At 43.4% G+C, this 15,136-nt stretch carries 10 protein-coding genes and 1 tRNA gene; 1 reads left to right on the top strand and 10 read right to left on the bottom strand.

The annotated features are described in order from the left end of the window. Nucleotides 1–133: 133 nt before the first annotated feature. The 10 genes from A33Q_RS00800 to A33Q_RS00755 all read right to left on the bottom strand — a co-directional run bounded on the left by A33Q_RS00800 (nt 134) and on the right by A33Q_RS00755 (nt 14,650). Nucleotides 134–2,194 carry a DEAD/DEAH box helicase family protein gene (locus A33Q_RS00800; protein WP_009035106.1) on the bottom strand — a complete coding sequence of 687 codons (2,061 nt, stop codon included), beginning with the start codon at nt 2,192–2,194 and terminating at the stop codon, nt 134–136. Nucleotides 2,195–2,308: 114 nt separating this feature from the next. After that, on the bottom strand, nt 2,309–5,194 hold the full coding sequence (locus A33Q_RS00795) for a type I restriction endonuclease subunit R (RefSeq protein WP_009035105.1): 2,886 nt from the start codon (nt 5,192–5,194) through the stop codon (nt 2,309–2,311). Between the two features lie 15 nt (nt 5,195–5,209). Next, on the bottom strand, nt 5,210–5,884 hold the full coding sequence (locus tag A33Q_RS00790; RefSeq protein ID WP_009035104.1) for a hypothetical protein: 675 nt from the start codon (nt 5,882–5,884) through the stop codon (nt 5,210–5,212). 25 nt (nt 5,885–5,909) lie between these two features. Next, a complete protein-coding gene (locus A33Q_RS00785; RefSeq protein WP_009035103.1) occupies nt 5,910–7,694 on the bottom strand; it encodes a GmrSD restriction endonuclease domain-containing protein in 1,785 nt (594 codons plus the stop codon). Nucleotides 7,695–7,872: 178 nt separating this feature from the next. Continuing rightward, the gene (locus A33Q_RS00780; protein ID WP_009035102.1) at nt 7,873–8,700 is read right to left on the bottom strand and encodes a toll/interleukin-1 receptor domain-containing protein; all 828 of its coding nucleotides are present in this window, start codon (nt 8,698–8,700) and stop codon (nt 7,873–7,875) included. A 10-nt stretch (nt 8,701–8,710) separates the two neighbouring features. Further along, a complete protein-coding gene (locus tag A33Q_RS00775; protein ID WP_009035101.1) occupies nt 8,711–9,940 on the bottom strand; it encodes a restriction endonuclease subunit S in 1,230 nt (409 codons plus the stop codon). Continuing rightward, nucleotides 9,940–11,508, bottom strand: a complete 1,569-nt coding sequence (locus A33Q_RS00770) for a type I restriction-modification system subunit M (RefSeq protein WP_009035100.1) — start codon at nt 11,506–11,508, stop codon at nt 9,940–9,942. The genes A33Q_RS00775 and A33Q_RS00770 overlap by 1 nt, the downstream gene beginning before the upstream one ends. 327 nt (nt 11,509–11,835) lie before the next feature. Beyond that, nucleotides 11,836–12,732, bottom strand: a complete 897-nt coding sequence (locus A33Q_RS00765) for a hypothetical protein (protein ID WP_009035099.1) — start codon at nt 12,730–12,732, stop codon at nt 11,836–11,838. Nucleotides 12,733–12,869: 137 nt separating this feature from the next. Further along, nucleotides 12,870–13,280 carry a hypothetical protein gene (locus A33Q_RS00760; RefSeq protein ID WP_009035098.1) on the bottom strand — a complete coding sequence of 137 codons (411 nt, stop codon included), beginning with the start codon at nt 13,278–13,280 and terminating at the stop codon, nt 12,870–12,872. A gap of 95 nt (nt 13,281–13,375) precedes the next feature. Beyond that, the gene (locus A33Q_RS00755; RefSeq protein ID WP_009035097.1) at nt 13,376–14,650 is read right to left on the bottom strand and encodes a site-specific integrase; all 1,275 of its coding nucleotides are present in this window, start codon (nt 14,648–14,650) and stop codon (nt 13,376–13,378) included. Nucleotides 14,651–14,821: 171 nt separating this feature from the next. Here A33Q_RS00755 and A33Q_RS00750 point away from each other — a divergent pair. Then, nucleotides 14,822–14,895 (top strand) — tRNA-Arg (locus A33Q_RS00750). The last annotated feature ends 241 nt before the right edge of the window (nt 14,896–15,136 follow it).

Raw genomic sequence — 15,136 nt, 5'->3', positions numbered from 1 at the left:
TTGGCAAGGTTTTTCAGCATGGAGAGTTTGATGAAATTTACGAGCCGTTTGGGTGCATTCCTGTGTCCGTTCTCTTACTGTGAATTTCTGGCGCTTATATATAAAACACCACAGATTCACAAATTCACGACCCTCAGGGAGAGAAATCTGCCGCTGAGAAGGAGTTGGTTGCGTACCGCTTAATTGCAGATAGGAGATTGTTCGTATCAGCTCGTCCGTATATATAGTAGCCCAACCCTTCTTTCTTTTTTTGTGATCGAGCGTCATAATACTCTCTAATATCTCCGATGATTGCCTTATGATCAATTTCTGTCCCTTTTCGGGGAAGAGGTTTTCCTGCGTGGAGTGCTGCCCGCTGATAGCGCTCTACCAGTGCGTTTTCAGAATACCACACGCCCCTTTCTGGGTTAAGCGGAATCTCTTGTAAAAGGTTATACAGGAAACCTTTTGAAGGATCCTCTATCAGATGTTGTATTCGGTTTTCCAGCATTTGGAGTCTTTTGGTTTTCTCTCCCTTTCTGCCCTTACTCGTCGCGTTGATGACAGCCTTGAAAAATGCGTCTTCCTCAAAATTGATCCTGAACTTGTCAAACAAAACCAACGCACTGCGTTCAAGTTCGGAAATGTCTTTTTCGAGTAGGTCGAGTAGGTCCGTTTCCCTGGATTTTAATTTCATCAGGAGCTTTTCGAGATTTTTTTGTTCGTCAATGGCATGCGCCTTTGAAATCACAGATTCTTCCAGAATCTTTGTTTTAGAATGGCGAGTGATCTTCTTTATGACGCATCCACTTTTTTCAAGAGCATCCTTTAGACCGTTTGGTTTTCGGTATAGGTGTTCCAGAACCCGGGAAAATTCCAATGCGGCGTCGATGTTAAGGTAGGAGATTTGAAACTTATCCTCTTCGTGTCTCCTGACCAACCTTGATGTGCCCACATCCCCAATTTTGAGAAGTTTTTCAAATGTATCCACCATTCTCGACTTCATCAGCGGATTGGTGCCGTAGGTATATGCGATACACCGAAGCGCCTCTACTTGGGACTGGGCCATACTCAAAAGAGATTCTAGATCAAAACTTTCCAATCCTGAAGTAGTGGAAGAATCGTACACAATTGTTTCAGACAAAAGTCCCTTCCTACCGCGCCCCGAGACTTGCTTTAGCTTTTTTTCCGAGAGTCTCAGCACATCAGGAGTTTCTCTAACGTAGGTTATTAAGTGAAACTTCTCTTCGATGTCAACACCTGTAAAGTAAGCCGATGTAATGAAAGTAAGGTCCTTTGTCAGAGTTCCGCCCTTGAGTTCATCATAAAATGGAGCAACCTTCTTTTTACTTGAGCTTCCACAAAGGATCTGGATCTGCCACTTCTCCAAACTTCGAGGATTTCCATCTTCGGTCACTGTTTCGATCACCTTCAGAATGTCTTCAATGTGATTGATGGCCACAACCATTTTGGTACATGGTTCTAAGCCCGCGTTTTGAAAGTGGTCAAAGATTTGGTCGGCGATTACTTCAAGACCAGTGTTTGTCTCGATAAAAGTCACCTGCCGTGATTCCGAATCACGATACCTTATTGTTATGCTATTTTCTTCATTTAGCTCAGGGTCGCTGAACTCCAATGGCGTTGCAGTCACCATCGATCTTCTATTCGATGGGAACGTCTTGTAAATATCCAAACACTTTTCCATGCTGTCTCTGAAGGTTGCGTCCAGTTGGAACGAGTCGGATTCATCTAGCATCAAATGATAACTGGAGAGCTCCTCGATTGGTATTTCCTTCAGTAGCTTTGGAAGACTGTCAGCCACTACAAGGAATTTTTTAAATGTTTTCGTCTCCCGTAAATACTTCTTGATTTCTTCAGGAGTAGTACCCTTTCTTGAATTGGGTTCTGTACCTACAAATTTTGCTGGATATGGGTTTCTAGGGTTGAGAGCTTTGGTGTATGCGGTACTTCTCAGAGGCTCCACGATAATGGAGTTTCTTGGGCACTGAAGCTCAAGGGTGGTGGCTCCCATACCTGTTTCAGCTTTGTAAATGATGCCTGCTGGTAAAAAGTTGAGCACCTCAGAAAGCTTTGTATGCCTTTTCGTATCTGGGTTGATATTGGTGATTATTAACATGTCCGTTTCTTCTTTGACGACAAGTTTTGGGTCTTTGACATCAAATGGACTAGATGTTACGGATGGCTCTTTCTTCATGCGTTTGGGGCTTCCCTATAGAGGGAACAGCGCGCAAATCTATTGAAAGTTTTGTGTATTTTTTCGTGTGATTTTATAGATCAACCATGTTTTTCTGAGAATCCTCCACGCACCCTAAGCCGCCTCCGAAATCCCGTTGATAAAGGTCTCGACGAAACCCAGGATTTTGGACTTGATGCGCTCAGCGATGGTCTTCCTCTCTTTAAGGGCAGGTTTGTCTTTCAGCAGTCCGATGATGTCGTCCCGAAGTGGTTCTTTTTCAGTGTAAATAAAATCTCCGATCACTTTTTCCAAGGCTTGGTCGTCCAGGTTTTCCTCTTCGCTGAGCTCGTGGAGGGCTTTGAGACGTTCCATCGTCCAAAAGTGTGTAAACTCCTCTGGGATGTCATCTGCGTCAGCTACCTTCGGAAGGTTCTCACGGATGAATTTTTCTATCAGTTCTTTCTTGCTCCTCAGCTGGGCTTCCCCTACGATGAGCTCTACAATCGCTTTCTTCTGCTTTTCCTGTTCCTCTGGACTGGCATCCTTCAGTTTGCCGAGAAGCTTCAAGATGTAGCTCACATTGATCTCGTCCCTGTGGATCAGCTCAAGCTCAAAGTCTACGTCGTTGAGTATGGATATCTTCTCTTTGTGGCTGTTGTTTTTGGCCCTATCGTAAAGGTCCAGGTATTTGCTTTTGTAATCCTCAAAAGTTTGCTCAGGCATGGAGAGGTCATCGAACTCAAATTCCGTGAAAGTCACCAACACGTTTTTCAAACGCATCAACTCCCGAAAGGCTTTTATAAAAGCCAGCTGCGCCTCTTCATCCTGAAGGTCATTGACGCTGTTGACTGTAGGGGCTACCTGCAGCAATTCTATAAAGGCCTGGTTGAATTTCTCCACATATTCCTCATAAGGCTCCATGATGATTTCACCTTTTTCTTCCAGGTTGGAGAAAAGTGAAATGGCTTTGTCCGTGGCACCTTTGAGGTTTCGGAAACAGACAATGTTCCCTTGGGATTTGAGTTCGTCCAGAATTCGGTTTGTTCTGGAATAGGCCTGTATCAGACCATGGTACTTGAGGTTTTTGTCCACATAGAGCGTATTCAGGTTTTTGCTATCAAAGCCTGTCAGAAACATATTCACCACCAAAAGTATGTCCACTTCTTTGTTCTTGACCCGGTTGGCGATGTCATTGTAGTAATTGTAGAAGGTTTTGGAATCCTTCGTATTGTATTTGGTGCCAAAGAGCGTATTGTAATCAGCGATGAACTCGTCCAGATATTCTCTTGGGTGTTTCTTGCATTGTCTTTGGTACTCAGTCGCTCCATCTGGTTCTGCCGCCACTGCATAGGTTTCATATTCATCAGTGGCCAGTCCAAGCTCGTCAATGTCGTCATCGATCAGGTCTGTATTGGCTCCATAGGAAAAGATAGTGCCCACTTTCAATTGATGTTCACCTGCTTGATACTTGTCCTGGAAAAGCTTGTAGTACGCTATCAGAAGGGGAACGCTGGGCACACAGAAGATGGCTGTAAAAGCCTTGTTATGTGTTTTCCGTTTATGGTTGGTAAGGATATAGTCTACTATATTGTTCAGCCGCTGTGGTGCGTTCATCACCTCTTCCTCGTCTATGGCCTCCACGTTGATGTCAAAGATGTGTTCCTTTTTCCTGAAAGTGGAAATATACTCCACCGAAAACTTCAACACATTTTCATCTCTGATGGCATCTGTGATCACATATTTGTGGAGGCAGTCTCCGAAAAGCATTTCCGTGGTACGTTTGCCCCATTCATTGGTGCCTGCGTTTTCTTCAAAGATCGGGGTTCCTGTAAACCCGAACATCTGACATTTTCCGAAAAACTCATTGATGTCAGCGTGGGTCTTTCCGAACTGACTTCTGTGACATTCATCGAAAATAAAAACGATTCGCTTGTCTTTGAGAGATGCCATCTTTTCCACATACCGGGCTTTATTGACTGCTGTGGAAAGTTTCTGTATGGTAGTGACGATCAGTTTGTCATTTCCTGTGAGTTGCTTGACCAGTTTATTGGTATTGTTGGTACCGTCAATGCTTCCCTTGCTGAAGCTATTGAATTCCTGGGAGGTCTGGGTGTCGAGGTCTTTCCTGTCTACCACAAAGACAACCTTATGTACTTGTGGCAGATTGGTCAAGATCTGGGCGGTTTTGAATGAGGTCAGGGTCTTGCCCGAACCTGTGGTGTGCCAGATATATCCGTATTTGGTAGTGGTCTTCACCCGCTCTACTATGGCTTCGGTGGCATAGTACTGATAGGGTCGAAGGACCATCAGGGTCTTTTCTGTTTCGTTGAGCACTAAATACTTGGTGATCATCTTCGAGATGTGACAGGGCTCAAGGAAGTAATCCGCAAAAGTAGAAAGCTGGGTGATCAGTTTGTTTTTGATATCCGACCAGTAAAAGGTCTGTTTGAAACTTCTGGACTTCAAAGGGCCATTGGCGTAGTACTTGGTGTTGACGCCATTGCTGATGACGAAGATCTGGATTAACTGAAAAAGTCCATGTCCCGCACTGTAAGAGTGGATTCCGTATCGGGAAGTTTGTTTGAAGGCCTCCTTAAGTTCCAGGCCTCTACGCTTGAGTTCTACCTGGACCAGTGGAAGACCATTGATCAATATGGTGACATCATAGCGGTTTTTGTAGAGTCCCTTCATGGAGATTTGCTGGGCGACCTGAAACTCATTTTGACACCAGTGGATCTGATTGATTAGTTCCACAGTGCGGTGCTCTCCGGAATCATCCATATACTCCACCCTGTCCCGGAGGATTTTTGCCCGCTCAAACACATTCCCTTTATTGATCGCATTGAGAATCTGGGTAAACTCCTTCTCGCTGAGTTGGGTTTTGTTGTGCTTTTCCAGTTGGGTTTTCAGGTTGGCCAACAGCGCAGTCTCATCAGGGATCAACACCTTCTTGTAACCCAAAGCTGCGAGCTGTGCAATCAGGTTATTTTCAAGGGTCTGTTCGGGTTGGGTAGTCATTATTAAGGCATCTTTTTAGCGTTTCGGTCGATTTTGAAGAATTAGTCGTCCACCAATTATTTGTCCTTCCAAGGTAAGTTTCTCTTCGAAGATGGTGGAGATCTCCTCAGGAGAAATATTCCATTCATCCCAGAAAAAGCTCGAAACCTTCAGTTTGCGTAATGGAGGAAGAAAATTGATTTTGCGCCAACCATTGTCCACTGTAAATGTGAGAATAGTTCTTCCTGTAACACCATCATATGATTCAAGGGGTGTGAACACCAATTTTTCTGAAGAAAGGGTTGTACCAGGGTAATAAATCATAATTGGCCGGTCTTTTTCAGGTTCAACTTCGATCTTTTTTGGCTCACCACCAAAGTAGCGTAGCTTTTGTTCATTTTTTTGGATCGCATCACGACGGAAACTAAAATTTTTAAAGCCGGCGTATTTCACATCTTCAAATTCTGCGAAACCAGACCAGTTGTTTTCAAATTCCTCCCTATCGATACCAGCATAATGGGCAGTTGCACCGTGGTTCTCAAACCTGTCTATTACTTTGAGAGATTGTAGAAAATCGAGATCTTCCACGCAGTAATTGTCATTTTCCATTACCATCCATTCAATGTAGCTTGGATAGAGAAGGTAAATGAATCCTAGGTGTAAGCCTCTGTACTTCCCGAAAGGAATTTTGTCTGAAGAATTTAAAATCATTTTTTTGCTGGGTTTGAGTTTTTGTTTATAGTTTGAAATAATAGTCTTTGATCTTTTGCGATATCAACCTGCGCCTCAAGTGAAGAAAGTCAGGGTAGTCTTTGATTTCCATGTTCATAATTTCTACGGGCACACAGTTCATGGCCAAGTTTCCATTGAGTTCATCTACTGTGTCTATACCGCTTACTGCTAAGCTGCCCTCCGCAATTTGATTGAGCAAGATGTCAAAATAATCTCGTGGAGGCTTGTTTCCAACTTTGATGTTGATTTCAGACTGCATGTATACATAGTTGGCCACTTGGTTGTATTTGCCACGATCCAGACCATGTTTTTTCAAGTAGTCTTTAGGAAAGAGGTGATGGATGTCTCCCCTTAAAGAGACAAGATCACTTACAGTCATATCACTTGAAAGGAAGCCTTTGTCACCCGCTTTTACCAGTGAGGCTAGATACACAAGGAAGTATGGGCTGCTTGCAACAGAGGTGTCCAAACTTTGAGGTAGAGAAGCTGACCAGAATGCTTCAGAAAGTTCTGCATCTTCCCTTTCTTTAAGGAACTCTGAAAATGGCTTGTTGGAGATCTGCTTGACATCAAAGTCAAACCTACTTTCAGGTGAACCTGAATATCGGCCTGTCAAAATTGAAAACACAAACCATCGTCTTACATAACTTTCAATTTCCAACGAATTGACACCTATCTCTTTCAGCTTCAGGTACACTATGTAAGCGAAGTTTATTACGTTTTGTGAACGGATCAGCTTGGGAGAAATGAACCCAGCTGATTTGATGATCATTAAAAACCGTTTGAAGTTGGTTTCATTCATGAAGCTGTGAACACCTTTGCGTAGCTTTTCAAAGGAAAGTTCTGCAATTTCAGACTCAAAGGCACGGGTTTCAAAGTTTCTTCCCGACAGCAAGCTTACCAGGTCTGAGAGCTTACCACGATTGAACTGTGAGGTAAATGCAACGCGGATCAGGTCTGTGTATTCCGGGTCGTAGAGGTCCTCATTTTCTTTTTTCAGCCATGCCATCTTCTGAAAATAGTCCGTGGAGGCAAATTCCTTGTCATTGTCCACGATGTGCTTGTAAAACTCGGGTGCTACCGCAAGGTGACAAAAGTAGTCAATGGCTTTGCGGAGGTTGTTTCCTCCATATTCCGTGTCTGCAGCGATCTTGCTCATGGCAAAGTCCGCTTGGCTGAGAACCACACCCTTGCTGTTGATTCGGATAAAAATTTCTGTGACCGTCTCGATGTCGAGATCGGGCGCAAGCTCGATAAGACCGATCTGTTTCTTTGGGATGTTCAGCAGCTTGGTGAAAGCTTCCCTCACGGTTTTCTTGTCCACTTTTGGATTCAGCTCAAAGTACTGGTCCACGATTTCAAACAGGTCTCCGTTGATGGCCTCTGCAATGTCGGGCAGCCAGGTTTTATCCTTGAGGATGGCGGGGTTCTGAACTTCAAACTTTTCCTCCACGGGATGGAAAGCAATTTTGATTTTCACCCTCTCGTAGGTTTTGTTGACTACGTACTGCCCCAGGATGGCAGCTGTCAAAGCAGTGATTCGTTGCTGTCCGTCGATCAACACCTTTTTTCCTTCACTTAGGCTGCCGTCTTTCAGTTTGATGTTGGGGTTTTTCCAGGCGATGATGTAACCCACTGGGTAACCCTGATAAAGACTGTCCATCAAATCCCGCACCTTTGTGGCGTCCCAAACAAAAGGACGTTGGATTTCAGGTATGGCAATTTCATTGGACTTTACCCAGGAAAGGATGGTTTCGATCAGGTGTTGGTTGACGGAGTATTTCTGCATGGTTTTTTTAAAAGTTTACGTGGAGAGGTAAAACAAACATCTGCTACAACAGCCCCTTATTCCAACTCTTTAAACCCTCGATTTGGCTGTCAAGCCTTTCAAGGTTTGTGTCTAGGGTGTTCAGGGTGGTTATGATTTTTTTGTTCTTCTCGTCATGGAATGTTCAGTTTCATTGATTTCACTTGAGTACATTGACAAGCTTTTCCAGCCATCCAGACCTGCCATGTGAAAGCCAGTGAAGTTCTTTAAATTCATGAGGTGGCTTACAGTCATCTAACAGGACGGGGATGATGTATCGAGCACCTAAAGGACGATACTTTGCTTGGTCGAGAATATATCTGATTTCCTTGTTTTTGTAGCCTGACCTTTCTAACGTTTTTCCCGAGAAAAAGACAATCACATTTTCTGACTTTTCAATTGCTTCTTCAATTTTTCTTTCCCAGTGGTCCCCTGGCATCAATTCATTTTCATCAAACCACGTCAACACACCATGGTCGTTCAACTCTTTTAGGATTTCTTTTACGACAGCTTGGTCTTCCCTTGCATAAGATACAAAGGCCAGCATTAGAGGTAGAGTGACTTCCCCGTTTACAATTTTCAGTTCCCCGATTTCAAATTCTTTGTGATTGCCAGGAGTTTTGTAAGTAATTCTTACAAACCCGGGTTTTCCATAATTGTGAACCCTAAGCTGTAATCCATCAGGGATTGGCTTGTTCCCGATTAATGAAATCCCACCGATTGATTTTTCAGATTCTGTCATTGATTCAATTGAATCGTGCGGAATTGGTGCCACGAATTGAAGAATTTCATCAATAGTGATGTTTGCTTTCCCTTGAATTGCTTTGAAAAAGCTTTCTTTTTTTTCCCAAGAGAGAAACCCGACGGTTTCATGACCGAAGATGTCTTCATCATCAGCCAAAGGAAAGCTTCCCCATAATTTGTCGCCATTCTTCAAAGTCACTTCGAAGTCGCGGTTTTTTCTGTCAATTTTTTGCCAGTTTTTCATTTGATCACATTTATACAAACATCTGCTGCAACAGCCCCTTCTTCCAAGTGCGCAAGCCATGGATCTGGCTGTCAAGCGTTTCAAGGTTTTCGTCAAGAGTGTTCAGGAAAGCTGCGATTTTTTTCTGTTCTTCTCGACAGGGGACGTTTAACTCAAATGATTTTACAATTTCGCCAGAAAGATTGCCTTGTCCTCCTTGGAGATATTTCTGGGTTAATGCGGTTTTATTCAATTTAAGCCAGTTTAGCAGGAACACATTTTCACCTGTCCACCTTATACAAAGAACAGCTTGATTGATTGCGCCGTTAATTCTTGAGATTCCAGCCTCTCCGCTTGTTGCACCGTAAATAGCAAGTAAAAGGTCACCTTTCTCCACCATTTTTGCTGATGAGCTTTTCAGTCCTTTTTCGGTCAAAGTAAGTTCTGTTGTGCTTGCGTTTATTTCCCCTGACCGAATAAATGGAATATTCCCCCCATAGAGTTCTGGGACAGATGATTTTGGTGTTCCCCCAGAAAACACTTTGGCAACCTCCCCCAACCGCTTCTCCTCCCAATCCGGAAACTCACTCCCATCATCCTGCTTGAAACGGATCTGTGGAGCTTGCCCTGAGTCTGTCGAAGGGAAGATCTGCTGCATCACGCCCTTTTTGTAGGCTTTCAGCTTTTCCTTCTTTCGCTCCAGCAACTCGATCCGCTCATCCACCGATGAAAGGAATGACGCGATCTTTTGCTGCTCGGGGAGGGAGGGTAGACTGATTTTAATTTTCCCGATCTCTTTAAGAGAAAGGAATGGTTGGGCACCCCCAGCTGACAACCTTTGTTTCAGTCTTTTTGTGTTTTCTCTTTGAAGCTGCTCTAAGAATGATGGGAAAACTTTTTTTGGATCTGGTTTAATCAGTGCCACATTCTTCAAACTGAATTCAAAATCAACATTTACCCTTGCACAAGCTCCCGTACCCGCACCAATGTTCACCATTAAAATGTCATTGTATTCTGGGTTGCATCTAGCGTAAATTTTATCATGAATTTCTTTCGGTAGAAAATAACAGTTCTCAAAATCAAGTTTGCCGTCTTTAACATGAATTGCAGTTAAAAAAGGTACCCCTGAATTAACTGGCTTTGGGGTGTCATGTGTTCCGTCAGTGATTTTTGTCGCTACTTTACCCAAAGTGAATTTTTTCCAATTTTCTTGAAATACTGGAAATCTTAGATCTGGTTTGAAAAAGTTTTTCTCCATCATCAAAACGGCGCTTTAATTCCCAATTCCTCACAAAATGCTTTCAGTACAGCATCGTTACTTTTCAGTGCTGCGTCCAGTTGCTGTATCTCCGCAGCGGTGGTGTCCAGGTCCACGGGTGCTTCTTCCTCAAAGGTGTCCACATAGCGGGGGATGTTGAGGTTGTAGTCGTTTTCAGCAATCTCTGCCAGGGAAGCCACGTAACTATACTTGTCAATGGTCTTGCGCTCACGGTAGGTCTGTACGATTTTGTCCACGTCTTCTTCCCGTAGCTCGTTCTGATTCCCTACTTTGATGTAATTGCCCTCTCCGCTGGCATCGATAAAGACCACATTGTCGTCCTGCTCCCGGCATTTTTTCAGTACCACAATACAGGTGGGAATGCTGGTACCGTAGAAGATATTGGCTGGCAATCCGATCACGGCATCCAGTACATTCATCTCCTTAATCATATACTGTCTGATCTGCCCTTCTGCTGCCCCACGGAAAAGTACTCCGTGTGGAAATACACTGGCCATGATGCCATTGTCTGCCAGCTGATAGAGCATGTGCTGCATAAAAGCGAAATCCGCCTTGGTCTTGGGAGCCAGCCTGCCATACTGGGAGAAGCGTTCGTCCGCATGAAAGAGGGAATGCTCGTCTCCTTTCCAATGTGCCGAAAAGGGAGGATTGGCTACCACCGCTTCAAACTTATAGTCCAAGTGCTGCGGATGCATCAGGGTATCTTCATGAGCGATATTGAATCTCCTATAGTGAATGCCGTGCAGGATCATGTTCATCCTTGCCAGGTTGTAAGTAGTACGGGTCATTTCTTGTCCGAAGTACTCACTGACTTCTGCTTCTTTGGCTACCCGAAGGAGCAAGGAACCTGAACCACAGGTGGGGTCATAGACAGACTTGAGTTTGTCCTTGCCCGTGGTGACTACTTTTGCAAGGATCTTGGATACCTGCTGAGGAGTGTAGAATTCCCCAGCGGTCTTTCCTGCTCCTGCGGCAAACTTGCCGATCAGGAATTCATAAGCATCACCCAGTACGTCGGACTCTATATCTTCCAGCCGGAAATCAATGGAGTCGAGGTGGTTCAGGATTTGTACCACTACTTCGTTTCGGGCTTTGACTGTTCGCCCGATTTTGTTGGAGCTGAGGTCAATGTCAGAGAAAAGGTCGTTGAAGTCCTCTTCTGAATCTGTGCCCATGGTGCTTTGCTCGATGTGGTTGAGTACCGCTTTGAGATCTTCCAGAATATAATTGCTGTCCGTCTCTGTGGAGGCATTGCCTTTGGCCGTGATGGAAGCAAAGAGTTCTTCCGGTTTCAGGAAATAACCCAGTGCCTGCAGGGACTCCTCTTTGATGGCTTCCAGCAGTTCTGGGTCGGTGAGATTGAGATAATCCTTGACGGTCTCAGTTTCCAGCAGGTTGTTGGCATATAAGTACTGCCGCTCGCTGAGGTATTTGTAGAATATAAACCCGAGGATATAATCTCTGTAATCGTCTGCGCTGATTTTGCCGCGTAAAATATTGGCGATTCCCCAGAGCTTGCTTTCCAGGAGGCGTTTTTGTTCTTCTGACATGTATGCTGTACTCGTTGCTGGTTCTCAGACTTGATTGAAAAAGTCCAGAGACCAAGTGAAAAACTGTTTTTTGTTTGGGGTTTCCCTACAGAGATGTTTCCATTTGTGGCTCTACAAAATATAAGGAGCTGTAAAAAGCCGGTCATTATGGGGTATTGGAACTCCTTTTGGTTTTGACAGGAATAACCTCCACAATTTCAGGTTTTTTGGAAACAGTCTGCTTTGACACCCCTAAGCTTTGCCCCTGATGGACAGAACTTCTGCTGGCTAAGATAAGGTTTTGGGTGGAAATTGCCAGTTTTTCTTGCTGTCATGTTCAGTAATTTTTTAGACCGAAAACGCAATTATTAAAACCATAATCAGAAGGACAATAAAAATGAAAATCTCAGATTGATAGGTTTTTACTTTTGATACTGTACCGTTTGGATCGATTTTTAAAGAAAGGTCTCCATTAAAGGTTTTTAGTGTTTCTTTTCTGGGGATCCATTCGTATTCTGTATCTTCATTCACTTTAATTAGATGGGATTTGTCCAAAATAACACCTTTGTGTGGTGTAAGGAAGGAGAAGGTATCTCCGTTCTTATTTTTCTCATCCACTACATACCATGGTTCGTCAGTTGGTTTTCCATTTTCAAACCTGAGGTAAAGCTCTTTTTCTTTTCCAGACCAAACAAACCCTGAAACATCACCATTGCTATTGAGTGAGATAAATGAGCTGTAAACTTTGTACTCTTTTTCCCTTTTCACCTCTGCGATTTGCCTAGATCTTGCTGAATCCCCGTAAGTCTCGGCGTCAGTTAAACTTTTGCGCTTGGAATTGCTTTTTACAAGATCTTCAAGTTGTATCAGTTTGTCCAGGTAATTTTTGAACATGAGGTCTGGTATCTTTTTTTGGTTGACAAACACAAGCGTTGAATTTGGCATGCCACTTTTTTGAACTATCATGACAGCCTCATCGAGGAATGAGGTTTGAAGCAATAACAACTTGTCTCCATACTCCAAAATCAAGCGATGGCTAGAGGGGGCGAGCTCCCATTTTCCCCATGCTGCATTACCTCCACGTGATACAAGGAGTCTTCCATCACGGAAAAACTCATATTCCAGTTGTTCATTTGATGCATTGTCTATCAACACCCAAGGCTTTTCTACAAACATTTCAATTTGGTCGAGCTTTTTGCTTTTATTCTGGATCCGTGGAAGAATTGCCTGTAGGTAGTCAATCATTGTATTTTGCAGGATGGTGTTGGTGTACAAATATAAAATTTTAGGTGAACTTTGCTAGTCAGGATAGGATGGATAAAGCCCCACCTGTTTGGTGAGGCTTGGAGAGTTAAATAAGAAGAGTTTAAACGCGGTGTGTTTTACGGAGTGATTATGTTGATAGTTTGAATATAACCATCTTTGCAATCACTCGTCCAACTGCTAAACGAGTTCTGAAAACCGTGCATAACATAATCTCTTTTGTGAAAGGATCTCCCAGAGTAAAATGCTTCTACAGAAAACTGATGACAGCTATTTGTTGATCCCAAACCACCCAGTTGGTATTGAAAGTTTTGTCCAGACCCGATAGCGACAGGGTCTGACTCAAACCTGGTTTGATTTCCTGTAATGTTAAGTACAAAGAAATCTTCATTTCCGAACAAGAACGTTTCGCCTTCAAGGGCAGGTGACACGGTGACGACGAAATTGAGTTGTCCTGAATTTGGATTTTCAGAATCTGAACACCCTAGGAGGATCAAGATTGCGAGAATACCTAAAAGGCCTTTTTTCATGTTCATATGAGTTTTTCCAGAAAGATAGTTGAAGAACAATGGGGAAACAAGACAAAATGTACCTCAACTTTCGCTTTACTACCTGATTGCAATGCTCAAAGCAAATCATTGAAATGATCCAACTCCGTGTTGGCAAAGCTGTCTAGATACACCTGCGTTGTTCTGATATCAGCATGTCCCAATGCCTCCGCAATCAAAGTTACAGGTGCATGCTGGGACTTGAGAACAGATGCATAGGTGTGCCGGGCTGCGTAGAAGGTCAGGAATCTGAGTTGTGATGGACTGAAACCAAGTTCATTTTCTCCGAGTTTTCTGAGGTGTGCGTTGATGACTTTGGCTCGCTGTTTCCTTACCTTGGTGATTTTCGCTGGGTTTGACATTTCCTTTTCACTGAGATTGTCAAAGACCCGAAAGACCAAGCTTTTGGCTGTGGTGTTTTTGATCAAGCCTGCATCAAGCTTTGCGGACAATACCTGTTTCTGTTTTTCGAGAATTCGGCCCACGGTCTCCTTCTTTATATGTATGCTGAACATGTCGGCTGTTTTTCCTCTGTGGTAGAAGATGCGATCCTCCACGATGTTTTCATGCCAATTGAGCATGGAGAGGTCTTTTAGGTTCATCCCCTGACAGTAGTAAGAGAAGAGAAACATATCCCTCGATTCTTCCATATAAGGAAACTGACTCAAGTCGAGTTTTGCCAGTTGGTGCACCTCTTCTTTTTTGATTGCTTTCTTATGGGTCTTTTTGGTTTTGATCCGAAAGCCGATTCTTGGGTCTTCTTCTGGCTTGACTAGCTTTCTGTTCAGCGCCTTTCCATACACAGCAGACATGGCTCTCAGGTAAACACCAACTCCATTGGTGGATTGCCCCGACTGCACCATATAAATGCGGAATTTCTCGAAAGTCTGTTGTGTGACTTGGTGGAGGTAAAGTGTTTTGCCGTTCAGAAACCGCTTGAACTTAACAAGTGCGTTATCATAGGAATCGGCAGTACCATGTCTTTTCTCTTTTCTGAGATCTTCGATGACCGACTCCCAGAAGGTCTCGATGTTTTCCAGTCTCTTCTTGGTAGGAGAGGGGCTGATCTCCTCACTCAGCAAGTCGAAATCGAATTCTTCCTGGAGTAAGTAGATTTTTTGTATGAAGTCTTGTGCCTTGATGAGAAACTTTTGTAAGGTTTTGTTTTCTCGTGGTTTGCCTATTATACCAGCATTCTTTTCGTCCCACTCTTCAATTTTTGCAGAGATGCCAGTTCTGTAGTATCTCCGCTTTTTATCGTGGTAGACTCTTAAAACTACAGGGAATTTATCATTTTTTAGAGGTTTCCAGGTTTGCAGTATTAAGTTGACCTGGGTGTTTTCGGTGTACATTTGTCATTTGATACATTGGGGTTTGATGAAAACTTTGCGTACACGCCTTGTTTCAAACCGCTAAAAGTTTCACTTTTGTCTCCCAATCTTGTCTCCCTTGCAGAAAACCGTTTGAGATCTGAGAGAAGTGAAAGATGTAACCTGTTGATTTTCAGGTTTGCAATCCCAATTGGCCTCGTAGCTCAACTGAATAGAGCACCTGATTACGGCTCAGGAGGTTTCAGGTTTGAATCCTGACGAGGTCACAAATTCTTAAATTAGTCAGGGATTTAATTGATGTGAAATTCAATTATTTACAAAAGCTTACCTGAATGAACATCCCGACTAAGGTCGGGAAGGTTTTAGAGCCTGTACCGATTTTTCGGTATTTGAATCCTGACGAGATCACCAAGAAGCTCTGCATAGCAGGGCTTTTTTTGTTTTACTGTTTAAATGGATTGAGGATTAGGAGGTTAAAGGGCTTGTTGGATCTGCTACATTTGATTG

Origin of the sequence: Indibacter alkaliphilus LW1 (assembly GCF_000295935.2) — a bacterium.
Lineage (GTDB): Bacteria > Bacteroidota > Bacteroidia > Cytophagales > Cyclobacteriaceae > Indibacter > Indibacter alkaliphilus.
This window is presented reverse-complemented; position numbering and strand designations above follow the sequence as displayed.

Excerpts from the sequence above, each read along its gene's own strand:
- A33Q_RS00780 (WP_009035102.1), bottom strand. The coding sequence starts at position 8,700 with ATGAAAAACTGGCAAAAAATTGACAGAAAAAACCGCGACTTCGAAGTG.
- A33Q_RS00775 (WP_009035101.1), bottom strand. The coding sequence starts at position 9,940 with ATGATGGAGAAAAACTTTTTCAAACCAGATCTAAGATTTCCAGTATTT.
- A33Q_RS00785 (WP_009035103.1), bottom strand. The coding sequence starts at position 7,694 with ATGCAGAAATACTCCGTCAACCAACACCTGATCGAAACCATCCTTTCC.
- A33Q_RS00760 (WP_009035098.1), bottom strand. The coding sequence starts at position 13,280 with ATGAAAAAAGGCCTTTTAGGTATTCTCGCAATCTTGATCCTCCTAGGG.
- A33Q_RS00770 (WP_009035100.1), bottom strand. The coding sequence starts at position 11,508 with ATGTCAGAAGAACAAAAACGCCTCCTGGAAAGCAAGCTCTGGGGAATC.
- A33Q_RS00800 (WP_009035106.1), bottom strand. The coding sequence starts at position 2,194 with ATGAAGAAAGAGCCATCCGTAACATCTAGTCCATTTGATGTCAAAGAC.
- A33Q_RS00795 (WP_009035105.1), bottom strand. The coding sequence starts at position 5,194 with ATGACTACCCAACCCGAACAGACCCTTGAAAATAACCTGATTGCACAG.
- A33Q_RS00765 (WP_009035099.1), bottom strand. The coding sequence starts at position 12,732 with ATGATTGACTACCTACAGGCAATTCTTCCACGGATCCAGAATAAAAGC.
- A33Q_RS00755 (WP_009035097.1), bottom strand. The coding sequence starts at position 14,650 with ATGTACACCGAAAACACCCAGGTCAACTTAATACTGCAAACCTGGAAA.
- A33Q_RS00790 (WP_009035104.1), bottom strand. The coding sequence starts at position 5,884 with ATGATTTTAAATTCTTCAGACAAAATTCCTTTCGGGAAGTACAGAGGC.